This is a genomic window from Pseudomonas lactis (genome assembly GCF_001439845.1).
GTDB classification, from domain to species: Bacteria; Pseudomonadota; Gammaproteobacteria; order Pseudomonadales; family Pseudomonadaceae; genus Aquipseudomonas; species Aquipseudomonas lactis.
In genome coordinates, this window is sequence record NZ_JYLO01000008.1 from 193,658 (window position 1) to 215,323 (window position 21,666).

Below are 21,666 nucleotides of genomic sequence, written 5' to 3' on the forward strand. Positions count from 1 at the left end.
TTGATCCTACGCGGTTATGCCAGCCAATCCAGCGTCAGGATCAACCGTCGCTCATCGGCCTTGAGCGCCGGCGAGCGGTGGATCAGGCCATGCCCTTCATTGCCGTGCCATTTGGTGCCTTTGAGCAGCGCCACCTCACCGCAATGGATCTGCTCGATGCGCTCCGTGGGCTCGGCATCCACCTGGCTCAATGCGCGCCGGTCCATGACGCCTTCACGCAACCATTGGCTGCCGATACCGGCGTAGGTGGTGATCAGCCGAACCGGTACGTGATCGACGTGAAAACGCGGGCACATGGCCTTGTCCAATAGCCGTAGACGCACGCCGATGCGCTTGGCGCCCAGCAGGCAGGCGAATGCACTGATCAGCCACGACACATCGGCGATAAACCCATCGTAGCCTTCAAGATCGCGACAGCTGGACGCCAAACCCTGCAAGTTCGGCACGGAGTCTTCGCTAACCAACTCGACCACCAAGGACTCGGCCAACGGTTCATTGAGCGCCACCAGCAAAGCGCCAAACTCAGCGATATGCAGGGGCAGTTGGCGCTGCCAGATGGCCAGGTTGACGCCGTCATTGAGGATATCGGACAGCGCCAGCGGCGTTTCCCCATGTGTCTGGCGGATGACGGGGCGCAGGGGGATGACCGGGGCCAACATCAGGCGACCTGCTCATACCAAGGGCCAAACGGGTCGGGCAGCTGGCGCCAACCTTCGACACCCAGGGCCATTTCCTCATCGTTGAGCAAGCAGGCGTCCAGCTCGGTACGCATCTGGGCAAAGTCGATGTTTTGCCCGATAAACACCAGTTCCTGGCGGCAGTCACCGGTACTCAATTGCCAGTTGGCCATGATCGCCGCCACGCTTTCTTCGTCCTGCGGCCACTGGCTTTTCGGCACAAAGCGCCACCAACGCCCGGCAAATCCATGGCGCATCAACCCGCCCGCCTGGGACCAACTGCCCGCATCCTGATGTTTGCTGGCCAACCAGAAGAAACCTTTGGAGCGCAACAGTTTGCCGTTGACCCAGGGGCGGTCGATAAAGTCGAAAAACCGCTGTGGATGGAAGGGCCGGCGCGCACGGTAAGCGGTGGACGCTATGCCGTATTCCTCGGTTTCCGGCACATGCTCACCGCGCAATTCCTGCAACCAGCCCGGGGCTTGGGCGGCGCGCTCAAAGTCGAAACGGCCGGTGTTGAGGATCTTGTTTAGCGGCACTTCGCCCATGACCATCGGGATGATTTCCGCCTGGGCGTTGAGGCGCTCGAGGATGGCCATCAGTTCTTCGCGTTCGCGGCTGCTGATCAGATCGATCTTGCTGATCAGGATGACGTCGGCGAATTCGATCTGTTCGATCAACAGGTCGGTGATGGAACGTTCATCTTCTTCACCGAGGGTTTCGCCCCGTGAAGCCAGGCTTTCGGCAGCCTGGTAGTCGAGCAGGAAATTCATACCGTCGACCACAGTGACCATGGTGTCCAGGCGTGCAATGTCGGCCAGGCTTTGCTCGTTTTCATCGCGAAACGTGAAGGTTTCGGCCACGGGCAAAGGTTCGGAAATACCGGTGGATTCGATCAGCAGGTAATCGAACCGGCCTTCCTTGGCGAGCTTTCCTACCTCTTCAAGCAAGTCTTCGCGCAAGGTGCAGCAGATGCAGCCATTGCTCATCTCCACCAGCTTTTCTTCCGAACGATTGAGCGTGACATCACGCTGCACTTCGCTGCCGTCGATGTTGATTTCGCTCATGTCGTTGACGATCACCGCCACTCGCAGGTTGTCGCGGTTACGCAGGACATAATTGAGCAGCGTACTTTTACCGGCACCGAGAAAGCCGGACAACACGGTCACAGGGAGACGATTGGGCATCAGGTATTCCTCATCAAGGTTGGCCGGTCAAACTGCCCGTTTATGGCGTTCGCGCAGCTCTTCACGTTCTTTGGCTTCGATACATAAGGTGGCGGTGGGACGCAGCAGCAGGCGTTGCAGGCCGATGGGCTCGCCGGTTTCACGGCACCAGCCGTATTCGCCACGGGCCAGCAATTCCAGGGCGTCGTCGATCTTGTCCAACAGCTTCTTTTCACGCTCCAGCAGGCGCAGTTGCCATTGGCGTTGCTCTTCGGCACTGCCGATATCCGCCAGGTCGCTGTTGGTTTCCTGCTCGCGCAGCGCCTGGAACTGCGCGTCGATACGGGCTTGCAAGTCATCGCGCTGAGCCAGCAACAGTTCGCGGAAAAAACGCTGCTGGGCCTCGTTCATGTAGTCGGCCGCTGGTTGGGCCAAAAGATCGTGTTCGGTCATGGGAAGCGGTTCGCGGGTCGGGCTGTGCTTTTATGTTATAGTATAACAATACAAATAAGCCAATCCCTCTTGCTCGCCGCGACGAAGGGCGCAATGCTGGGTCACCTGCCTATGTTGAGAACCTCGATGAAATACCTGCTGTGCGCGCTGCTATTGGCAGTAGCCGGGCCTGCCTGCGCCCAGGCACCCAGCCTGTTGGCCAAGTGCACACGCAGCGCCAACCTGCTGGCGTGTGTGGACCCGTTGGGCAATGCCTATAGCGTGGCGACCGTCGGCAGCACCACTTACCTGCGCGGATTCGAAGTGATCGGCAAACGCTATTGGGCGCAGACCAACAGCCGGTATGGGCAACTGACGTTCTTTACCGGGTTCGCATCGGATGGCGAGGCGTGGGTCGGCTACACGCGGCGCGTGGGCTGGACCACCATCAACCGCTTTTCCAGCTCAGGAGGCGCCAGCGCCAAGTTCACCTGCAGCCGAATGACCGGCTGTTAGGCCTGGCTGTTTTTCTGCGCCTGCACCCAGGCCATGTAGCTGTTCATGGGTGGGTTCTTCTGGAAGTAACGTTTGAGGCCTTCGAAAAGGCCATCCGCCACCGCCTGTTGATGGCGCGCCGTCACCAGCCGCTGGGCGTCGCGCGCATTGGAGATGAACCCGGTCTCCACCAGAATCGAGGGTACGTCCGGTGACTTGAGCACGGCGAACCCGGCCTGCTCCACACGTTTCTGATGCAGGCTGGTGATGTTCTGCAGGCTGCCCAATACCGAGCTGCCCAGTTGCAGGCTGGAGGCGATGGTCGCATTCATCGACATGTCGAGAATGACCCCGGCCAGCATCGGGTCCTTGTCCTTCAGATTGAGCAAGGTGGTGGCGCCCAGCAAGTCGGCGCCATTTTCGCGCTGGGCCATGAAACGTGCCGTAGCCGAAGTAGCGCCCCCTTCCGACAACGCATACACCGAGGCGCCCGACGCGGTCAGCCGTGGCGCGGCGTCGGCATGCACTGAGATAAACATATCGGCCTTGTGCTGACGGGCGATGTCCACGCGCTTGCGCAGTGGCACGAAGAAGTCGTCGTTGCGCACCAGTTTTACGTCAAAACCCTTTTCGCGCTTCAAGCGTTTAGCCAACAACTGAGCAATCGACAGCACCACATCTTTTTCGCGCTGGCCCTTGGAGCCAATGGCACCTGGGTCTTTGCCGCCATGGCCGGGGTCGACCACCACGATGATGTCGCGCTTGGGATGCGCCTTGTCTACCGGCGTCACCAAGGGTGCCGGCTCTGCGGCGATTTGCCGGGGCGCACGGGTCGCGTTGGTCAAATCCAGCACCAGGCGATGGCCTTGGCCATCCTGGGGCGGCAGCACGAAGCTGTTGAGCTGCATGGGCTCGACCAGGTCCAGCACGATGCGCGTATCGCTCTTGCCGAAATGCCCGGAACGGATCGAGGTAATCCCACTGTTCTTCAACGCCAATTGGGAAAAGTCGCCGCTGAGCCCGGCGCCACTCAAGTCGATGATCAAGCGGTCCGGTGAGGTCAGGGAAAAGGTCTTGTATTGCACCGGGCCGCTGAGGTCGAACACCAGGCGCAGCTTATCGTCCGAGCGCCACAGGCGTGCATTACGAATCTGTGTGGCGTAAGCCCCCAAAGGCAAGGTGAACAGAGGGCTGACCAGCAGCAGGTTAAGGAGCTGACGTCTGTGCATGACATATACCGCAGATAAAGGAGCGTCCCTACTCGATATGACTGAACAAAGGCTGGAGCAGAAAATTCATCGTAGCTCGTATTGTTATACTATAACATGTCGAATTATTTCCAACGATGGACCTGCTTATGAACGCGCTGACTCTGCCGGATATCGCCGCGCAGGCTTCACGCCAAGCCTTGCCACTCGACTGGGTGGGGATGTGCGGCATCGCCTTGCCGATCCTGATTGACGGTCAACACCTGACCGCCACCGCCGACGCGGGTGTAAGCCTGGACGACGGCACGGCCCGTGGCATTCATATGTCACGCCTGTACCTGGCCCTGGAAATGCTTGATCAACAGCCGCTGACATCGGCACTGCTGCGTAATGTACTGCAGCGTTTTCTCGACACACATGAAGGTTTATCTAAGAACGCATACCTGCGCATCCACACCCAGCTGCTGCTTAAACGCCCTGCCCTGGTCAGCCCATTAGCCGGCTGGAAGACCTACCCCGTGAGCATCGAAGCGCGCCTGGAAAACCAGATGTTCCACGTGGAACTAAAAATTGACGTTACTTATTCCTCAACCTGCCCTTGCTCCGCCGCCCTCGCCAGGCAGTTGATTCAGCAGCAATTTGTCGATGATTTCGCCAATACGCCGTTGCAGCACGAAGCGGTGCTGGCCTGGCTTGGCAGTGCCAACGGCATCGTCGCCACACCCCATAGCCAACGCAGCAGCGCGCAGTTGCACGTTCAGTTGCAAGGTACTGACCTGCCGATAGTCGACTTGATCAACGCTGCCGAAGCCGCGCTCGGCACCGCCGTACAAACCGCGGTGAAACGCGCAGACGAACAAGCCTTCGCCCTGGCCAACGGGCAGAACCTGATGTTCTGCGAAGACGCCGCTCGCCGCCTACACCTCGCCTTGAAACGCTCGGATGCCATCAACGCCTTCCACCTCAAAGTGATCCACGCCGAAAGCCTGCACGCGCACGATGCCGTGGCTGAAAGCCGCTGGACGAGAGCTTCTGCATGATCACCTGCAACGCGTTGTGCTGGGGTGCCCCCGGGCAACCGCTCACCCCGGCACTGAATTTGACCCTGCAAAAAGGCAGCCTCACCGGCATCATCGGCGCCAACGGCACGGGCAAGAGCAGCCTGCTCAAAGTCATCGCCGGCCTGCAAAAGCCTTTGGCGGGAAAAGTCATCGTGGATGTTCCACGCCGTGGCGGCCTGGCCTTCTTGCCCCAGCAGCAACACTTGGACCGCCAGTTTCCTATCAGCCTGCAAGAACTGGTGGCTGCAGGTTTTTGGGGCACCCAACACACCGCTCAACAACGCAGCCAACGCCTGCAAGCGGTGCTGGAAGACTGGTGTCTGATTGGCCTGGAACACCGCCCCTTGATGGCACTGTCCGGCGGCGAATTGCAGCGCGCCCTGCTGGCACGCATGAGCCTGGCCGAGGCGCCGGTTCTGCTACTCGACGAACCTCATGCAGCCCTCGACGAGGACGGCCAGGCGCTGTGCTGGCAACACATCCATGCCTGGCACAGCGAAGGCCGCACCCTGGTGATCGTCTGCCATGACCTGGCCTCCGTGCGTCACCACACCCAGCACGTACTGCAGATCAAAAACACCGGCTGCCTATTTGGCCCCAGCAAAGAGCTGATCCGCCCGCAACCGCAGATGCAGGTGGCCTGAATGCACTTCACTGCCCACTTGTGGCTGCCGTTTCATGAGTTCGTTTTTATGCGCCGCGCACTCATCGGCGGTTTGGTGCTCGCTTGCAGCACCGCGCCGCTGGGGGTGTTTCTGATCCTGCGGCGCATGAGCCTGATCGGTGATGCGGTAGCCCACGGCATCCTGCCCGGCGCCGCTCTGGGTTTCTGGTTCGCCGGCCTGAGCCTGCCCGCGCTGACCCTCGGCGGCCTGGGTGCGGGACTGAGTATGGCCGGCCTGGCTGCGTGGATCACCCGCCGCACCGGGCTGCGCGAAGACGCCAGCCTCGCGGCCATCTACCCCATTTCTCTGGCCGCCGGCGTGCTGATCCTGGGCCTTGCCGGCAAGCGCCTGGACCTGCTGCACCTGCTGTTCGGCTCTGCCCTGGCCGTGGATCAAACCACCCTGACCGGCATGCTCTGGGTTTCGGGTTTCAGCCTGATCGCCATGGCGCTGATCTACAAACCGCTGCTATTGGACACCCTCGACCCGCTGTTCCTGCAAACGGTCAGCCGCCTCGGCCCCCTCGCCCATGGCGTATTCCTGACCCTGGTGGTGCTGAACCTGGTGATCGGTTTCCAGGCCATCGGCGCGCTGATGGTGGTCGGTTTGATGATGTTGCCGGCCATCGCCTCACGCTTCTGGAGTCGACGCCTGCCGGTGTTGATCGCAGTATCGGCGCTGCTGGGCTGCCTGTCGGTGTGGTTGGGCTTACTGCTGTCGTTCTACTACTCACTGCCCAGTGGGCCGGCAATCGTGCTGGTGGCGGGCGCTGGGTATTTGTTGTCCGTGGTGTTCGGTCCGGTGCACGGTTTGTTGCGCCGCCCGCCTTTGCTCACATCCCAATGAGGTGTTTCCCCATGCGCGCTCTACTCGTGCTGTTCAGTCTGCTGCTACCGCTGTCGATGGCTCACGCGGCAGACAAACTCCAAGTGGTCACCAGCTTCAGTATTCTCGATGACATCACCCACCAGATCGGTGGGGAGCATATCCAGATCAGCAACATGGTCGGCCCGGACGCCGATGCTCATACCTATGAACCCACGCCGGATGACGCCAAGGCACTGCTCAAGGCCAAGGTCATCATCAAGAACGGCCTGGGTTTCGAGCCGTGGCTGGACCGCCTGGTCACCAGCACCGAAACCAAGGCAACGGTGGTCACCGCCAGCAAAGGCGTGATTTCCCACACCATGGACGAGGATGGCGAAACCATTCCCGACCCGCATGCCTGGCACAACCTGGCCAATGCCGAGATCTATGTGAGCAACATCACCAAGGCCCTGGTGGCCGCCGACCCGGCAAACAAGACCGCCTACCTGCGCAACAGCCAGGCCTACCTCAAACAAATCCATAGCCTGCTGGAAGAGGCCAAAGCCAAGTTCGGCGCCCTGCCACCGGGTAACCGCCGCATCGTCACCTCCCATGACGCCTTCGGCTACCTGGGCCAGGCCTATGGCATCCAGTTCCTCGCGCCCCAGGGCTTGTCCACCGAACGTGACCCTTCGGCTGCTGAAGTTGCCGCGCTAATCACCCAGATTCGCAAGGACAAGGTCAAAGCCGTGTTCATGGAAAACATCAAAGACTCACGCCTGCTCAAGCAGATCGCTGACGAAAGCGGCGCACAGATCGGCGGCACGCTGTACTCCGACGCCCTCGCCGCAGAAGGCCCGGCCAGCACCTTTCTCGGGCTGTTCGAATACAACCTCAACACCCTGTGCGCCGCACTGAGCCAGCCATGATCCGCAAAAATCCTTCCGGCGACCTGCCGGTGATTGCCGAATCGGCCTACGTCGACAAGACCGCGATCATCTGCGGCAAAGTCATCATCGGCGAGAACGTGTTCGTTGGCCCTTACGCCGTGATCCGCGCCGACGAAGTTGATGCCAGCGGCGCCATGGACCCGATCACCATCGGCGCCAACTCCAACATCCAGGACGGCGTGGTCATCCACTCCAAGTCCGGCGCAGCGGTGACCATCGGCGAATTCACCTCCATTGCTCACCGCTCCATCGTCCACGGCCCCTGTACGGTGGGCAACCGCGTGTTTATTGGCTTCAACAGCGTGCTGTTCAATTGCGCCGTGGGCGATGGATGCGTGGTGCGCCACAACTCGGTGGTCGACGGCCGCGACCTGCCCGCCGCGTTCTACGTGCCCTCCACGACGCGTATCGGCCCCAACACGGATCTGTCGCAGTTTCCGCCGGTGAGTGTCAGCGCCTCGGAGTTTTCCGAAGACGTGGCACGCACCAACGTCGACCTGGTACGCGGCTACAAAGCCCTGCAAAACGAGTTCTGAACCATGAGCCGCCTGCTGATCCGCAACGCCCGCCTGGTCAACGAAGGCCAGGTATTCGACGCCGACGTACTGATCGCCAATGGCCGTATCGAGAAGATTGCCACCAGCATTCAAGGCGATAACGAACCAGTGGAAATCGATGCCAACGGCCAGTGGCTGCTGCCAGGGATGATCGACGACCAAGTGCATTTTCGCGAACCCGGCGCTCCGGAAAAAGGCAGCTTCTACAGCGAGTCCCGCGCGGCGGTGGCCGGTGGCATAACCAGCTTCATGGACATGCCCAACACTCACCCGGCCACTTTGAGCCTGGAAGCCCTGGCCGATAAAAAGCGCCGTGCGGCACTGCACTCAGTGGCCAACTACGGCTTTCACTTTGGCGTGAGCAACGACAACCTCGACACCGTCGCCGCCCTCGACCCCCGTGAAGTGGCTGGGGTCAAAGTGTTCATGGGCGCCTCTACCGGCAATATGCTGGTGGACGACCCGCGCATTCTGAAGCGTCTGTTTGCCGAGGTGCCAACCATCCTGCTCGCTCACTGCGAACACACACCCAGCATCCTCGCCAACGAGCAACGCCTGCGCGAGCGCTTCGGCGAGCATATTCCCGCCGTGGCTCATCCGCTGATCCGCGATGCCGAGGCCTGTTATCGCTCGTCATCGTTTGCCGTGGAATTGGCCAAACGCCATGGCACGCGCCTGCATGTGTTGCACCTGACCAGCGCTCGCGAACTGGCGCTATTCGAAGACAAGCCCCTGGCCGACAAGCACATCACCGCCGAGGTCTGCCTGCACCACCTGCTGTTCGATGACCGTGATTACCACCGCCTCGGCCACCAGATCAAATGCAACCCGGCAATCAAGACCCGCGCCGACCGCGACGCGCTGCGCCTGGCGTTATTGAGTGATCGTCTGGATGTGATTGGCAGTGATCATGCGCCGCACACCTGGGCGCAAAAACAGTTGGGCTATCGTGACGCACCGTCAGGGCTGCCCCTGGTGCAGCATGCCTTGCCGGCGTTACTGGAATTGGTGGCCGACGGGCATTTGCCCCTCACCACATTGGTCGCCAAGACCAGCCACCGCGTGGCCGACCTGTTTGCCATTGCTGATCGCGGCTACGTGCGTGAAGGCTATTGGGCCGACCTGGTACTGATCAAACCGGAGCCTGCCGGCAAGCCGGTCAGCAGCCAACCGGTTCTCGCCCGCTGCGGTTGGACGCCCTTTGCAGAGCGCAGCTTTCGCCACAGCGTGAGTACAACGTTGGTCAGCGGCCACCTGGCCTGGCACAACGGCCAGGTGGTCAACAGTTGCCAGGGCTTGCCCCTGCAGTTTGGGCGTTAAGCGCGGGGTTTGACCGTACCGCAATCGTTGCCCAGCCACTGGGCATGGCTATCCAGGCTACCTTTTTGCTGGATACCGGTGGCATTGAACGTACCGTTGACGCTGGTGGTAAATTCTTTCTGGCTCTGGAACGTTGCTACCCCAGTACCCTGGGCTTTCGGGCAACTGAAGCGAAATTTCCACTGGTTGCCGCTCTTGTCGGTGACTTCCTGCTTGCAGCCCGATTGAGGGTCAGTCAGTGGGATCGAGTCGGAGGCAACCTGGGCCGGGGTCAGGCACACCTGCACGCCTTTACCGGCCATGTTGATGCCTTGCTTTTCGAGCATGGCGCGCTGTTCAGGGGTCATCTGTTGCTTGAGCTGACCGAGGATCAGCGACAAGTCCGGCAGGTCCTGGTTATCGACTTTCATATTGCTGGTGGTCAATTCCCACAAGCCCGGCGCCAGCATTTGCGCCTGCGCCGCCACAGGCAGCGACAAACCAACAACCATGGCCAAACCAAGCAGACGAGCATTCATCGGGTAACTCCTGGGTAATTGTGGGCGTTAGACGTCGCAAAGCAGCCAGTGTTGCATGGCAAATAAAATAGCGACATTCACAGCCGTTCATGGTCTGTTACGCACTGGACTGCCTGGAGTTACGTCGTTCATGGATTTCTTTGGCCCGCACCTGCTCGCCTACGTCATTGCCACGCTGCACTTTCTGGGAACGCTCGCCGCGATCCACGCAGTACTGACCGTGCGCACCGCACAAGGCTCGATCGCCTGGGCGTTGTCACTGATGTTCATGCCCTACCTGACGTTGATCCCCTACCTGATTTTTGGCCGCAGCACCTTCGACGCGTACATCCAGGCCCGTCGCCAGGCCAACCAGGAAATGCACACGGCCATCACCGAGTTGAACTGGCGCCCGTGGGTGGAGGAAGCGCTCGCAGCGCGCAACTCCAGCGCCTATGCCTCCTTGCGCGCCATGCCCAAGCTGGGCCGTATGCCGTGCCTGGCCAACAATGAAGTGCGCCTGTTGATCAATGGCGATGCCACTTTCGGCGCGATCTTCGAGGCTATCCGTCACGCAAAGACCGCCGTGCTGTTCCAGTTTTTCATCATTCACGATGACGAACTGGGCCGCCAGTTACAGGCCTTGTTGAAGGCAAAAGCCGCCCAGGGCGTAGCCATTTACGTGCTCTACGACCGCATCGGCAGTCACGCCCTGCCCCATCGTTATGTGCAAGCGCTGCGTGACGCTGGCGTGCAGGTCAAGGCGTTCGCCACCCGCAGTGGATGGCTCAATCGCTTCCAGGTCAACTTCCGTAACCATCGCAAGATCGTCGTGGTGGACGGCATCACCGGGTTTGTCGGCGGGCATAACGTAGGCGATGAATACCTGGGTAAAAAACCGCCGCTGGCGCCATGGCGCGATACCCATGTGCAGGTCACCGGCCCAGTGGTGGCGTGCCTGCAGGAGTCGTTTGCCGAGGACTGGTTCTGGGCCGCCCGGGAACTGCCGCCGCTGATCCTGCCGGACACCTACCCGGAGGACGGCGTGCTCTGCCAATTGCTCGCCAGCGGCCCGGCGGACCCTTATGAAACCTGCTCGCTGTTTTTTGTCGAGGCCATCCATGCCGCGACCGAGCGCGTATGGATCACCAGCCCCTACTTCATTCCCGACGAGGCGGTGTTTGCCGCCCTGCGCCTGGCGGTGTTACGCGGGGTAGATGTGCGCCTGCTGCTGCCGTCACGGCCCGACCATCGCATCGTGTACGCCGCATCCAGCCTGTATGCCAACGAAGCGGTGCGAGCGGGCGTGCGGGTGTTTCGCTACACGCCGGGCTTTTTGCATCAGAAGGTGGTGTTGGTGGACAGCGAAATCAGCGCCATTGGCAGCGCCAACATGGACAACCGTTCGTTCCGGCTGAATTTTGAGGTAATGCTGCTGACGGTGGATGAAGCCTTCGCCAGCCAGGTTGAACAGATGTTGCTGGATGACTTTGCCCTGGCCCATGAAGTCAGCCAGGAAGAAAGCCGCGAGACCCGTCGCCTGCAGCAACTGGGGATGCGCGTGGCGCGCTTGATCTCACCCATCCTCTGACAGACAACACACAACCCATGTGGGAGCTGGCTTGCCTGCGATAGCGGTGTGTCAGTCGACTCATCCGGTCCTGATACAACGCTATCGCAGGCAAGCCAGCTCCCACAGTTTCGATCTTCAGTGTCTGGAGATCAGCGGTAGAGATCTTCCCGCGTCCACGGCAGTTCATGCCCGCCATCGGCATGGGGTTTTACCGCCAATATCTGGTGCAGGTTGATCCAGCCACGGGCAAACGCGTAAGCGCAACCGGCCAGGTACAGCCGCCAGATACGTAGCGCCTGCTCAGGCACCATCTTCGCCGCCGCTTCCAGGTTGTCTTCCAGGCGTTCGCTCCAATGGTCCAATGTGCGGGCGTAATGCATACGCAGGCTTTCGACATCGACCACTTCCAGCCCCGCTTCGCTGATCTGGGCGGTCATCATCGCCAAGTGCGGCAGTTCGCCGTTCGGGAACACGTAGCGCTCGATAAACTCACCAGCGCCACGGCCCACGGGGCGGCCGTCGGTGTGCTTGGCGGTGATGCCATGGTTCATCACCAGGCCGCCTTCACGCACTGCGCCGAACAAGGTCCGGCAGTATTGCGCCAGGTTGGCGTGGCCGACGTGTTCGAACATGCCCACGCTTACCACTTTGTCGAAACGACCGTCCTGGGGCAGGTCGCGGTAATCGAGTAATTGCAGGTCGACCTGGTCTTGCAGGCCTTCGGCGTTCACCCGCTCCTTGGCCAGGGCCAGTTGTTCCTTGCTCAAGGTGATACCGAACACTTTTACCCCGAACTCCCGCGCGGCATAGCGCGCCAGCCCGCCCCAGCCACAGCCCACATCGAGCAGATACTCACCTGGCTGCAGCCGCAACTTGCGGCACAGGTGGCGGAATTTGTCTTGTTGGGCTTGGTCGATCGACTCGCTGCCGGTTTCAAAATAACCGCAGGAGTACGCCATGTCCTGGTCCAGCCACAGCTGGTAGAACTCGTTGGATAGGTCGTAATGGTAGGAAATGGCCGCGGCGTCGGTGGCCTTGTCGTGAATCGAGCGCACCGGACGACTCCCCTCGTCGTCATCGACCAAAGCGTGACTCAACTCGTCACATACCCTGATCACTTCGGTGATGGAGCCTTCCAGCTCCAGCTTGCCCTCGACGAAGGCTTCGCCGAGTGAGTCGAGCGTTGGATGGGTCAGCTTGGAGACAACCGTGGGGTCCTTGACCACGATGGTGACACTGGGCTCAGGGCCCAAGTTGAATTCATGGCCGTCCCAGAGTCGAAGACGCAGCGGTAGCTGAAGATTCTGTAAGGCCGGTGGAAGTTGCGCGAGCATGAGTAGTCCCCCCTTGTTTCAGACGTCTGCTGTGAGGGTAGACCATGCCAAACAAAGTAGGAAGCTATCGAATGAATAACCTCCTTCTATGGCGCTCGGCGCTCGAGCAAACCTTCCTGGACCCACTGTTTCAGCCAAGTGGCCGCTTGCAGCGACGCCCCCTCTGAATAAGTGACCGCCAGCTCAGTACACAGTTCTGAAAAATTCCAGCCCATGGTCACCATGCCCGACAGCGCACAGGCTTCAGCGGCTTCCAGGCTGCGGTAGTGGCAGCGGTTCTGGTTGCGCCACACCAGGCAGATTTGCGCCGGTTCCAGCGTCTGGCTGCCGGGGAAATCCGACTCATCCTTGCTGGCTCGCCAGATCGCCACCGTGTTGAAGCGGCAAAGCAGCTGCTGCACCGAAGGCGCCAGCGCAACCTGCAAGGTGGGCCAGTCTTCAGGCGCCAGGTGCGCCATGTCATTCAAGGTCAGCGGCTCCCCTTCGGCGGCGTCAAACGCCAAGGTGAACGCCCACTCCAGGCGTGCCAACTCAGCCAAAGGCGCACTTTGCGCAGCCATCAGATGCTCAACGATAAACATCGCAAAGCGCTCGCCCAACCAGCGCACGCTGTAATGGGCCGAGGGATAACGGCGGATGTAGGCCTCGGTCAGTGAGCAAAACTCCTCATCTCCCAGCCAATACCAGATGGCACCGAAGTCATGGCGCAGCACTTCTTGCAGACGCGACAGGTAAGCGTTGTGGTAAATCGCCAGGCCGGTGTCTACATCCAATGTCGGCCCTCCCAGCAAGGTGGCGGCAAAGCCACTGTTGGCCGCGGGTGCTTCGGATAATAGATGCTGCTCAAACGCCAACTGCCAGTCGATCAGGCGCATAACGCTCTCCGGGCCAAGGCGCTGGCACCCAACTCACGGGCTTTGTTCAACTCGGTGAGCAACTCTTCGAAGGGCGGAAAATGGTCATCGCGTTCCAGCAACGTCGACACCGGGCCCAAATGCTCCAGAGTTTGCTGATACAGCGCCCACACCGGGTCGCACACGGGATGGTCATGGGTATCGACCACATAGTCGCCATAGTCCATATGCCCCGCCAAATGCAGCTGGCGAATGCTTTCGGGTGGCAGGTTGCGAATGAAGGTCCAGGCATCAAAACCATGGTTACGTGCGCTGACGTAGACGTTGTTGACGTCCAGCAGCAACTGGCAGCCGCTCAGGTGGGCCAAGGCGTTGAGGAACTCCCACTCGGTGAATTCATCCGCCTTGGAACGCACATAGCTGGAGACATTTTCCAGCACCAGCGGACGCTGCAACACGTCCTGCACCTGACGTACACGGCCGGCCACGTGGTAAAGGCTTTCTTCGGTGTAAGGCAGGGGCAACAAGTCATGTAGCTGGTGCGCACTACCGCGGCTCCAGCACAGGTGATCGGAAATCCACGCCGGCTGAATGCGCTCTGCGAGCTGTTTGATGTGGTTCAGGTAATCGGTATCGAGGGCATGCGGCCCGCCGATGGACAACGACACACCGTGCATCACCAAGGGGTAACGCTCGCCTATCGCATCCAGGTAGTACAAGGCCTTGCCGCCCTGTACCAAGTAATTTTCGGAGATCACTTCGAACCAATCCACGGCCGGCGACTGTTCAAGGATCTGGTGGTAGTACTCACTGCGCAAACCCAGGCCGTAACCCAGACTTGGAAGGGACGCGGACATGACTCACTCCTGGGCAAAGTGTCCGCAGCGGTGGCAGGCAGCCGCCGCGGTTGCACTCGTGTGCCGGTTACTCGCCGACTTTACCGCCAGCGGCGTCACAGGCCGACTTGGTCATGGCCTTGAAGCCCATCCCTTTGCACTCGCCCTGGCCCTTGCACGCGTGGTCCTTGGTTTTGCAATCGTTCATGCCTTTGCAGGAGGTCACGCCGTAGCAGTGCACGGTGGCGTCTGCGGCTTGTACCTGAGTGGCCACACCCGCGAACAGAGAAGCAGCGGCCATTGCGAGGGCGGCACCAGCAGCAGCGGATTTAATGCTCATTGTTGTATTCCTCATGATCAGTAGTGGAGCCGGTCTGAACGGATTGTTCAGTCTCGACACAGCACTAGAGTGAGGCCCCCTGTCGGCGTTACAGCCTTGAGCAAATATTTCTGAAATTATTCCTCAAGCTTTAACAGCGGCTCCTGGAAGCGCAGCAAACGCCCGGCATTACCCAACACCAGCAAGGTACTGAGGTTATGCAGCACCGCCGCGATCATCGCGCCCGCCGCCCCCAACCAGCCAAATGCGGCGAATACCACAATGGCCAGCGTCCAGCCCAAGCCAATGATCACATTGACCTGCAACGTCTGCCGACACTGGCGGCTCAAGCGCACACAGGTGCCCAGGCGGCGCAAATCGCTGCCGATCAGCACCACGTCCGCCGAGGCCAGGGCGATGTCCGCACCGCCCGCGCCCATGGCCACACCGACCACACCGGCCTTGAGCGCCAGGGAGTCGTTGATGCCATCGCCCACCACCATTGGCCTGAAGCCACTGCTGATTTCGCCCAGCACGCGGTTGAGCTTGTCTTCCGGCAGCGCTTGGGCTTCGACATCACTGATGCCCACGTCCAGCGCCAGGCTGTCGGCCACGCTTTGGCGATCGCCGGTCAGCAGCAGTTGGCGGCCCAGGCCCAAGTCACGCAGCTCTTGCAGGGCCTGGCGCGCTTCGGGTTTGACGCTGTCGGCCAACAGCAGCCAGGCGAGGAACTCGCCGTTCAACGCCAGCCCGGCAATCGGGCCATCATGGGTGGGTACGGCGGTGGTGACGATGCCCAACTGTTCAAATAACTCCGGCCGTCCCAGCGCCGCTTCGCCCTGCTCGGTCTGGGCAACCACGCCCAGGCCCTGACGCTCGCGGATGTCGCTAAGAACAAGCATCTGCTCCTGGCTCGCCAACCCCGCCAACGCTCGGCTGACCGGGTGACTGCTCGCCGAACCGAGGCTGGCCGCCAGGTTCAGCAGCGCTTGGCGATCCGGCACGCGGGTCTCGATGGACTGCAAGCGCAGGGTGCCAAAGGTCAGGGTGCCGGTCTTGTCGACCACCAGTGAAGTCAGGTCGGCCAGCTCTTCGAGGAACGCCGAGCTGCGAATCAGGATGCCATGGCGCGCCGCCACGGCAATCCCGGCAATCGCCGTGGCCGGTGCCGACAGCACCAAGGCACAGGGGCACGCCGCTACCAGTACCGCGAGCATCGCCTGGGCGTCATTGGTGACAAACCAGGTGACGGCCGCCAGCAGCAACACCAGCACCATGTAGCTGCCGGCATAGCGCTCCAACAGCCGGGTGATCGGCGGCTTGGACCGCTCGGCGTTCTGCATCAGCGCAATGACTTTGCCCAACGTCGATTCGTTACCGGTGCGCGTGACCTCAAGACGCAGCAGGCCATCAAGGTTGATCGCCCCACCAAACACCTGCACGCCCACGCTGGCTTCCAACGGCACCGACTCGCCGGTGATCGGCGCCGTGTCCAGGCTCGCCTGGCCGGACAACACCACGCCATCGGCCGGCACGCGGTCGCCGGCGCGCACTTCGACGATATCGCCGGTGTTCAAGGTGCCGTTATCCACTTCGGTGATGCTGCCGTCTGCCTGCACCAGGCGTGCGTGGCTGCGGGTGAGTTTGCCCAGGGCATGGATCGCTTCCTGGGAGCCAATCACGCTGCGCTCTTCCAGCACATGCCCAAAGATCATGATGATCGGCAGCAACGCGGCGGTGAGCAGATCGCCCGTGGCCCAGGCGCCGAGCATGGCCAGGGCGATCAATTGGTCGGTGATGCCGTGCAGGCTTGGAAAGCGCAGGCTGTACCAGGCTGAACGCATCACCGGCACCGCCACCAACAGCGAAGCCACGCCCAGCAGCAACTGGCTGACGCCGCTCTGGGCCGGCGCGAGCCAGCGCCACACCAGGCCCAGCATGAGCAAGCCCAGGGCGAGCATCGCCAAGGTCAATTGCCGGGCAGCGCTGCGCTGTTCGGCGGAGGTCAGCATGGGTGCGCTCATTGTTCGGCTCCCTGGATGATCAAGCGGGAGTCGTCTTTGGGATCGACGGTGGTTACCGAACCGGCCTGGCCGAGAATCTTCGGCAGGCGTTCACGGTACAGACGCAACAGCAAACCGGGGTCTTTGACCTGGGCGAGGCTGGCAACGGTAGCGGTTTGCGCCTGGGCATTGGCCAAGCGCTCGCTGGCCTGGGCATGGGCGACTTGCACCTGGCGGTCAGCCTCTTGGTTGGCGGTCTGGGTAAGTTTTTCCGCTTCAGTGCGGGCGTTGGCCACGGCTTTATCGGCTTGCTGGCTGGCGGTCAGTACGGCGTTGAACGCATTCACCGCAGGCCCTGGCAGGCTCGATTGCACATCGACGCGGGTGGCTTCGATACCCAGCCCCAAGCCGCTGGCCGCCAACTCCGCCAGGCGTTTATTAATGCCTTGCACCAGGTCGCCGCGCAGCCGCTCACGGCGTTCGGCGGCGCCATTGTCGCTGCCGATCAGTTCCGGGCGGGCTACCAGGATGGTGTCCAGATCCCGCGCAGCGGTGAGGGCCACGGCGCTGCGTGTCACCAGCCGATCCAGGGCCGGCAGCACGTGGTCGCCCTGCAACACAAAGGCGTAGGGCTCGGTCACCTTGTAGAACACCCGTACGTCCAACTGCACCACCCCGGCATCGCCGGTCAGCAGGTAGCCGGAACCGGCCAGGGCATCGCTCAAGGGCGTGGCGAAACTGGCCACGCGATCGGCCTGCAACGCCGCATCGGAACGCAGCAGGTTTTCTACCCGGCGTTCGATCACCCGGTCGGCCGCTGGCAACAGGACGACTTGTTCGAAGGGTTGCGGCCAGGCCAGCAACAATCCGGCGTTCTGAATGCGATCAAGGGCGCCGAAGTGCAAGACCACGGCGCGATTCTGCGGGTCGATCTGGCGCACGTTGGAAAAGGCCCAGGCCAACGCCGCCAATACGGTGACCGCGTAGAGTGCCAGGAACGTCAGGCGCCCGGCCTGGATCCACGGGCTGTCCGGGCTTTCAGGCTCGCTCATGGCTGCAGGTCCTTGGGCCCGTCCACCAAGGCGCGGAACGGCGCGGCGTCGGTGCGCAGGATGATCTTGGTCCCCGGCGTGACCACCGTGCCCAAGGTATCCAGCGAGCGCAGCAGGTTGTACAGCTGCGGATTGCCAGCGTAGGCACGACCATAAATCTGCGCGGCTTCGACACGCGACTGCGCTTCGATATCAGCGGCTTTCACAGTGGCATCGGCCTGCATGATGCGCGCATCACGTTCGGCAGCGGAGCGGATCTGCGCGGCTTCGCGCTTGCCCACGGCAGTGCGTTCGGTGGCGATGGTTTCACGCTCGGCGCGCATGCGGTCAACCGTGGCGGTGAGGGTCACCGACGGCAACGTCAGGCGCTCGATGCCGACCTGCGCCACGCGCACACCATAAGTGGTGAGCAATTGCTGATCAATCTGCTGGCGCAACTGCGCTTCAAAATCGGCGATGCGCACTTGGCTGGCGTCGGTATTGATCAAGCTGGACAGGTCAAAGCTGGCTGCGGTGGTTTCCAACGCCGAGCCGACGAAGGTACGAATCTGCCGCGCCGCCTCATCAGGCTGGTTCTGCACCGCACGCATAAAACGCTGCACGTTGTCGGCATCGCCCTGCACCTGCCACGCCACATAGGCCTGCACAATAATCCGCAAGCCATCGCGGGTGCCCACATCCTGCAGGCCGCTGGAGGTGGTGCGCAGACGCAGGTCCACCGGGATCGCCGCTTCGAACGGTGCCGGCCAGCGCCAACCCAGGCCCGGTTCCAGCAACACACGCGCGGGGTTGCCGAAGCGGGTAATCACCGTGGCCTCACCGGAACGCACTTGCACCAGGCTTGCCGCTGCCACGGCAAACAGCACCAGCAACACCGCCCACGCCATGCGACGCCAGGGAAAAGGCCCGGCCGCCTGCTCATCGCCGTGATGGTGATAGTGGTGGCCGTGATGGTGGTGATGACCGTGATCATGATCGTGGGAATGAGCGCTCAACAGACAGACTCCTTATTGAACGGCTTTGCGCGGCGCCGACGGGTCGGCGGGCAAGGTAAAAGAACGCAGATCGATCGTCGGCGCACTGTCGGCACCCAAACGATGATCCAGAATAAGCAGCTTGGCCTGGGCCAGGCCCTGGCTCAGTTGGCCCAGGTACTGTTCCAGCACGAAGGCTTGGCCCGCAGCGGCGTAGGCCTTTTGTTCGGCGGCAAAGCGCAGGTTCGCTGCTTGGGCGCCGGCATTCACTTCGCGGGCACTGGCCTGGGCCTGATCGCGAGCAGTGCTGGCTTGCAGCAGCGCCTGGTTGGTCTGTTCGCTGGCGACACCGCGTTCACGGGCGATCAGCGCCTGGGCGCCGATCTGCGCGGCTTGCACACCGTGGTAAGCGTTAGCGGCACCGGCCGGCGGGTGGATCGCCTCGACCACCGTGGCGAGGATTTCCACACCGCTGTCGAGGGTTTGCAGGTCGGCTTGCACACTGCGGCCAATCTCGTCGGCGAGGCTGGTGCGCTCTTCCCCGAGTAATTCATCCAGGGTGCGCGACGCGAAATCGTGCACCAGGATGCGGCTGGCGGTGCTGCGGATCAGGGTCGGGATATCCGCGCTGTTGTAGGTGGCGGCAAGCGCAGCCTGATCGGTGAGGCCGATGCGGTAGACAAAGCGCACGTCCATATTGACGATCTGGAAGCCCTGCTTGCCGCCGCTGCTGCTGGCAATGACCTGGGATTTGTCATTCACATGGCTGGCGTCCCACAGGCGGTTGGCGATCAACGGCGCCGGGCCTTCGGCTGCGGCCAGCTCCGGTGTGGCGGCGTCACTGACGCTGGTCGCCAGCTCATGCACCACGCCGTTTTCAACATTCAGTACGCGGCCCAACGGCCACGGTAAGCCCGCATGCAACCCGGGGCCGAACACCTCGACCGGTTTACCAAAGCGCTCATAAATCCCACGGCCTTGCAGGGGCACTTCATGCACACCGGTCAGCGCCCAACCTACCGCCAGCACCACCAGCAACACCGGGAAAAACGCTCGGCGCATGTAGGTAAAGGCCCAGATCTGGCGCAGGTCGATGCCAAAGCGGTTGTGCAGTTCATGCTGCAACGCCAGCAAGGGCTGAGGCGGCCAACGCAGTAGGCCGGCGATAAAACTCTGCGCCATCAAGCGCGGTTCGAGGCGCGGCTGGCGCGGGCTGAACAGCGAGAGCACGCCCCTGAGCAGGAACTCCAGCGCCACCAACGCCGGCAACAGCCCGATGAGAGTGGCCAGGCGCAACGGCCAGACCGACTCCGCATTGGCAAACAGCAGGCAGATCGCGCTGAGCACCAGGCAAATAATTGCCATCCGGCTCAACTGCGCCAACTGTGAGGCTTCCGGCCATTGGGCAGCGGTTTCCTGGGCCAAACGGCGTTCGAATACCAACAGGCCAAACGTCAGGGCCAATGCGAGCGCTGCGCCAATACTTGCCGACTGCCCGATGGCGGCAGCGGGCAAGCCCAAGTTCCAGAACTGCAGGATGCTGACCAGCGCCAACAGCGACCAGCCGCCCAACCACAGCACCGGCGCGCCAATCTGCGCCAACAGGCCGTTGCCGAACCGGTTGATCAGGCCCTTGTGCCAAGGAGTGGGCTCGCTGAGAGGTTCGATCAACTCGCCGCTCGGCGCTTCCAGAGCCTGGGCACGCCAATCGGCCACCCACCAGGCCGACTGCAACCCGGCCACCAGCAGCAGCAAGGCCGACGCGCAGTTGATCAATACCACCGGCCAGATCGACAGCGGTGCAAACAACGCTACGAACAGCGCCAATATCCAACCGCTGAGGGCCAGGGTCGTCAGGCCGATACCGGCCTGGCGCAATCGACGGGCGTGGAACAGCCCCTGCTGAAAACGCGCGAGGCCTTCAACCGAAGCCCCGTCAGCCTCTAGATCCACTTGCATCTGCTCAACGCCCACTTGTACACAATTCGTTACGATATAACACGAAGCGTGAAATTTTTGTTCGAAACCCCGGTAGGAGCGAGCTTGCTCGCGAAAAACCTCAACGATAACGCGGGCATCCTGAATATATGCGGCGCTTGTGAGTTTTTCGCGAGCAAGCTCGCTCCTACATTGGCCCCTAATCGTGCTGAGAGTGTGACTAACCCCCTATAAACACGAGCCATCACTGGTGTCGGCTGCGATTAGTCGGCACACTTCAGAACAGTTTTTCGCGGGTTCACGGACAAGGAAGCGCCACCCCCCATGATTTCCATCTACCAGCTCAAACCGCGTTTTCAAAACCTGCTGCGCCCTCTCGTGCAGCGCCTCTATGACAACGGCACCACCGCCAACCAGATCACCGTGCTGGCCGGGGTTTTTTCCCTGCTGGTGGGGCTGTTGATCGCGGGCTTTGCCCAACACCTCTGGCTGTTTGCGCTGATCCCGCTATGGATGATTCTGCGCATGGCCCTCAATGCCATCGACGGCATGCTGGCCCGGGAATTCGGCCAACAGTCGCGCCTCGGTGCTTATCTCAATGAACTGTGCGATGTGATCGCCGACAGCGCGCTGATCCTGCCCTTTGCATTGATCCCCAATGTGAGCCTGGCGCCGGTGCTGCTGGTGGCGCTGCTTGCGGTATTCAGCGAATACGCCGGGGTGCTGGGGCCGATGGTGGGCGCGTCGCGCCGTTATGACGGGCCCATGGGCAAGAGTGATCGGGCGTTCGTACTCGGCGTGTTGGCCACGGGCGTGGCGCTGGGCTGGCTCGGCGCCGGTTGGGTGGAGGTGGTGATGTGGCTGGTGGCCGCCCTGCTCGCCTATACCTTGGTCAACCGAGTGCGTCAGGGCCTCAAAGAACAACAAACTTCCCCTTCTGCATAAGGA

Annotated in this window: 22 protein-coding genes; 9 read left to right on the forward strand and 13 right to left on the reverse strand. The window is 61.6% G+C overall.

The window, feature by feature from the left end:
• Window positions 1-14 precede the first annotated feature (14 nt).
• From TX24_RS15185 to dksA, 3 genes are read right to left on the reverse strand one after another with little or no spacing between them, the layout of a single operon-like run.
• Window positions 15-659 carry a DUF1826 domain-containing protein gene (locus tag TX24_RS15185; protein WP_003195756.1) on the reverse strand — a complete coding sequence of 215 codons (645 nt, stop codon included), beginning with the start codon at window positions 657-659 and terminating at the stop codon, window positions 15-17.
• Window positions 659-1,864 (reverse strand): zinc metallochaperone GTPase ZigA, encoded by a 1,206-nt coding sequence (zigA, locus tag TX24_RS15190; RefSeq protein WP_003195759.1) that lies wholly within the window; start codon window positions 1,862-1,864, stop codon window positions 659-661. Before zigA ends, TX24_RS15185 begins: the two co-directional genes overlap by 1 nt.
• A 27-nt stretch (window positions 1,865-1,891) precedes the next feature.
• The gene (dksA, locus tag TX24_RS15195; protein WP_034134106.1) at window positions 1,892-2,296 is read right to left on the reverse strand and encodes an RNA polymerase-binding protein DksA; all 405 of its coding nucleotides are present in this window, start codon (window positions 2,294-2,296) and stop codon (window positions 1,892-1,894) included.
• Between the two features lie 126 nt (window positions 2,297-2,422).
• On the opposite strand from dksA, the gene TX24_RS15200 reads away from it, so the two are divergent.
• Window positions 2,423-2,791, forward strand: coding sequence for a hypothetical protein (locus TX24_RS15200; protein ID WP_057710619.1), 369 nt, complete (start codon window positions 2,423-2,425; stop codon window positions 2,789-2,791).
• Here TX24_RS15200 and TX24_RS15205 read toward each other — a convergent pair.
• Entirely contained in the window at window positions 2,788-3,999 is a 1,212-nt protein-coding gene (locus TX24_RS15205; protein WP_057710620.1) for an N-acetylmuramoyl-L-alanine amidase, read from the reverse strand. The genes TX24_RS15200 and TX24_RS15205 overlap by 4 nt on opposite strands.
• A 128-nt stretch (window positions 4,000-4,127) precedes the next feature.
• Between TX24_RS15205 and folE2 the strand changes: the two genes are divergently transcribed.
• The 6 genes from folE2 to TX24_RS15235 are packed head-to-tail and all read left to right on the forward strand — an operon-like array spanning window position 4,128 to window position 9,338.
• Window positions 4,128-5,018 (forward strand): GTP cyclohydrolase FolE2, encoded by an 891-nt coding sequence (gene folE2, locus TX24_RS15210; RefSeq protein ID WP_057710621.1) that lies wholly within the window; start codon window positions 4,128-4,130, stop codon window positions 5,016-5,018.
• Entirely contained in the window at window positions 5,015-5,683 is a 669-nt protein-coding gene (locus TX24_RS15215) for a metal ABC transporter ATP-binding protein (protein ID WP_003195770.1), read from the forward strand. The genes folE2 and TX24_RS15215 overlap by 4 nt, the downstream gene beginning before the upstream one ends.
• Entirely contained in the window at window positions 5,684-6,550 is an 867-nt protein-coding gene (locus tag TX24_RS15220; RefSeq protein ID WP_003195772.1) for a metal ABC transporter permease, read from the forward strand.
• 11 nt (window positions 6,551-6,561) lie between these two features.
• Window positions 6,562-7,440 carry a metal ABC transporter substrate-binding protein gene (locus TX24_RS15225; protein WP_003195774.1) on the forward strand — a complete coding sequence of 293 codons (879 nt, stop codon included), beginning with the start codon at window positions 6,562-6,564 and terminating at the stop codon, window positions 7,438-7,440.
• Window positions 7,437-7,997, forward strand: coding sequence for a gamma carbonic anhydrase family protein (locus TX24_RS15230; protein ID WP_003195776.1), 561 nt, complete (start codon window positions 7,437-7,439; stop codon window positions 7,995-7,997). Before TX24_RS15225 ends, TX24_RS15230 begins: the two co-directional genes overlap by 4 nt.
• Window positions 7,998-8,000: 3 nt before the next feature.
• Window positions 8,001-9,338 carry a dihydroorotase gene (locus TX24_RS15235; RefSeq protein WP_003195778.1) on the forward strand — a complete coding sequence of 446 codons (1,338 nt, stop codon included), beginning with the start codon at window positions 8,001-8,003 and terminating at the stop codon, window positions 9,336-9,338.
• Here the strand turns inward: TX24_RS15235 and TX24_RS15240 are convergent.
• Window positions 9,335-9,856, reverse strand: coding sequence for a DUF3617 domain-containing protein (locus TX24_RS15240; protein WP_003195781.1), 522 nt, complete (start codon window positions 9,854-9,856; stop codon window positions 9,335-9,337). The two genes, TX24_RS15235 and TX24_RS15240, sit on opposite strands and share 4 nt — an antisense overlap.
• A gap of 130 nt (window positions 9,857-9,986) precedes the next feature.
• Between TX24_RS15240 and cls the strand changes: the two genes are divergently transcribed.
• Window positions 9,987-11,426: a cardiolipin synthase gene (gene cls / locus TX24_RS15245; protein ID WP_003195783.1), complete on the forward strand. Its 1,440-nt coding sequence runs from the start codon at window positions 9,987-9,989 to the stop codon at window positions 11,424-11,426.
• Window positions 11,427-11,557: 131 nt separating this feature from the next.
• Here the strand turns inward: cls and cfaB are convergent, their stop codons facing one another.
• From cfaB to hflK (TX24_RS15285), 8 genes are all read right to left on the reverse strand, one after another.
• A complete protein-coding gene (gene cfaB, locus TX24_RS15250; protein ID WP_034134113.1) occupies window positions 11,558-12,742 on the reverse strand; it encodes a C17 cyclopropane fatty acid synthase CfaB in 1,185 nt (394 codons plus the stop codon).
• Between the two features lie 86 nt (window positions 12,743-12,828).
• Window positions 12,829-13,617, reverse strand: coding sequence for an HvfC/BufC N-terminal domain-containing protein (locus TX24_RS15255; protein ID WP_057710622.1), 789 nt, complete (start codon window positions 13,615-13,617; stop codon window positions 12,829-12,831).
• Window positions 13,608-14,453 carry an MNIO family bufferin maturase gene (gene bufB / locus TX24_RS15260; RefSeq protein WP_003195790.1) on the reverse strand — a complete coding sequence of 282 codons (846 nt, stop codon included), beginning with the start codon at window positions 14,451-14,453 and terminating at the stop codon, window positions 13,608-13,610. The genes TX24_RS15255 and bufB overlap by 10 nt, the downstream gene beginning before the upstream one ends.
• A 67-nt stretch (window positions 14,454-14,520) precedes the next feature.
• Window positions 14,521-14,772 (reverse strand): BufA2 family periplasmic bufferin-type metallophore, encoded by a 252-nt coding sequence (bufA2, locus tag TX24_RS15265; RefSeq protein WP_003195792.1) that lies wholly within the window; start codon window positions 14,770-14,772, stop codon window positions 14,521-14,523.
• 116 nt (window positions 14,773-14,888) lie between these two features.
• Window positions 14,889-16,775 carry a cation-translocating P-type ATPase gene (locus tag TX24_RS15270; RefSeq protein WP_057710623.1) on the reverse strand — a complete coding sequence of 629 codons (1,887 nt, stop codon included), beginning with the start codon at window positions 16,773-16,775 and terminating at the stop codon, window positions 14,889-14,891.
• Window positions 16,772-17,806, reverse strand: coding sequence for a protease modulator HflK (hflK, locus tag TX24_RS15275; RefSeq protein WP_003195796.1), 1,035 nt, complete (start codon window positions 17,804-17,806; stop codon window positions 16,772-16,774). The genes TX24_RS15270 and hflK (TX24_RS15275) overlap by 4 nt, the downstream gene beginning before the upstream one ends.
• The gene (hflC, locus tag TX24_RS15280) at window positions 17,803-18,804 is read right to left on the reverse strand and encodes a protease modulator HflC (RefSeq protein WP_167348426.1); all 1,002 of its coding nucleotides are present in this window, start codon (window positions 18,802-18,804) and stop codon (window positions 17,803-17,805) included. The genes hflK (TX24_RS15275) and hflC overlap by 4 nt, the downstream gene beginning before the upstream one ends.
• A 9-nt stretch (window positions 18,805-18,813) precedes the next feature.
• Window positions 18,814-20,739 (reverse strand): protease modulator HflK, encoded by a 1,926-nt coding sequence (gene hflK / locus TX24_RS15285; protein ID WP_057710663.1) that lies wholly within the window; start codon window positions 20,737-20,739, stop codon window positions 18,814-18,816.
• Window positions 20,740-21,042: 303 nt separating this feature from the next.
• Between hflK (TX24_RS15285) and TX24_RS15290 the strand changes: the two genes are divergently transcribed.
• A complete protein-coding gene (locus TX24_RS15290; protein WP_057710625.1) occupies window positions 21,043-21,663 on the forward strand; it encodes a CDP-alcohol phosphatidyltransferase family protein in 621 nt (206 codons plus the stop codon).
• The last annotated feature ends 3 nt before the right edge of the window (window positions 21,664-21,666 follow it).

What these genes read in the sequence shown, in the direction of transcription:
- TX24_RS15185 (WP_003195756.1), bottom strand. Translation starts at nt 659, where the DNA reads ATGTTGGCCCCGGTCATCCCCCTGCGCCCCGTCATCCGCCAGACACAT.
- zigA (WP_003195759.1), bottom strand. Translation starts at nt 1,864, where the DNA reads ATGCCCAATCGTCTCCCTGTGACCGTGTTGTCCGGCTTTCTCGGTGCC.
- dksA (WP_034134106.1), bottom strand. Translation starts at nt 2,296, where the DNA reads ATGACCGAACACGATCTTTTGGCCCAACCAGCGGCCGACTACATGAAC.
- TX24_RS15200 (WP_057710619.1), top strand. Translation starts at nt 2,423, where the DNA reads ATGAAATACCTGCTGTGCGCGCTGCTATTGGCAGTAGCCGGGCCTGCC.
- TX24_RS15205 (WP_057710620.1), bottom strand. Translation starts at nt 3,999, where the DNA reads ATGCACAGACGTCAGCTCCTTAACCTGCTGCTGGTCAGCCCTCTGTTC.
- folE2 (WP_057710621.1), top strand. Translation starts at nt 4,128, where the DNA reads ATGAACGCGCTGACTCTGCCGGATATCGCCGCGCAGGCTTCACGCCAA.
- TX24_RS15215 (WP_003195770.1), top strand. Translation starts at nt 5,015, where the DNA reads ATGATCACCTGCAACGCGTTGTGCTGGGGTGCCCCCGGGCAACCGCTC.
- TX24_RS15220 (WP_003195772.1), top strand. Translation starts at nt 5,684, where the DNA reads ATGCACTTCACTGCCCACTTGTGGCTGCCGTTTCATGAGTTCGTTTTT.
- TX24_RS15225 (WP_003195774.1), top strand. Translation starts at nt 6,562, where the DNA reads ATGCGCGCTCTACTCGTGCTGTTCAGTCTGCTGCTACCGCTGTCGATG.
- TX24_RS15230 (WP_003195776.1), top strand. Translation starts at nt 7,437, where the DNA reads ATGATCCGCAAAAATCCTTCCGGCGACCTGCCGGTGATTGCCGAATCG.
- TX24_RS15235 (WP_003195778.1), top strand. Translation starts at nt 8,001, where the DNA reads ATGAGCCGCCTGCTGATCCGCAACGCCCGCCTGGTCAACGAAGGCCAG.
- TX24_RS15240 (WP_003195781.1), bottom strand. Translation starts at nt 9,856, where the DNA reads ATGAATGCTCGTCTGCTTGGTTTGGCCATGGTTGTTGGTTTGTCGCTG.
- cls (WP_003195783.1), top strand. Translation starts at nt 9,987, where the DNA reads ATGGATTTCTTTGGCCCGCACCTGCTCGCCTACGTCATTGCCACGCTG.
- cfaB (WP_034134113.1), bottom strand. Translation starts at nt 12,742, where the DNA reads ATGCTCGCGCAACTTCCACCGGCCTTACAGAATCTTCAGCTACCGCTG.
- TX24_RS15255 (WP_057710622.1), bottom strand. Translation starts at nt 13,617, where the DNA reads ATGCGCCTGATCGACTGGCAGTTGGCGTTTGAGCAGCATCTATTATCC.
- bufB (WP_003195790.1), bottom strand. Translation starts at nt 14,453, where the DNA reads ATGTCCGCGTCCCTTCCAAGTCTGGGTTACGGCCTGGGTTTGCGCAGT.
- bufA2 (WP_003195792.1), bottom strand. Translation starts at nt 14,772, where the DNA reads ATGAGCATTAAATCCGCTGCTGCTGGTGCCGCCCTCGCAATGGCCGCT.
- TX24_RS15270 (WP_057710623.1), bottom strand. Translation starts at nt 16,775, where the DNA reads ATGAGCGCACCCATGCTGACCTCCGCCGAACAGCGCAGCGCTGCCCGG.
- hflK (WP_003195796.1), bottom strand. Translation starts at nt 17,806, where the DNA reads ATGAGCGAGCCTGAAAGCCCGGACAGCCCGTGGATCCAGGCCGGGCGC.
- hflK (WP_057710663.1), bottom strand. Translation starts at nt 20,739, where the DNA reads ATGCAAGTGGATCTAGAGGCTGACGGGGCTTCGGTTGAAGGCCTCGCG.
- TX24_RS15290 (WP_057710625.1), top strand. Translation starts at nt 21,043, where the DNA reads ATGATTTCCATCTACCAGCTCAAACCGCGTTTTCAAAACCTGCTGCGC.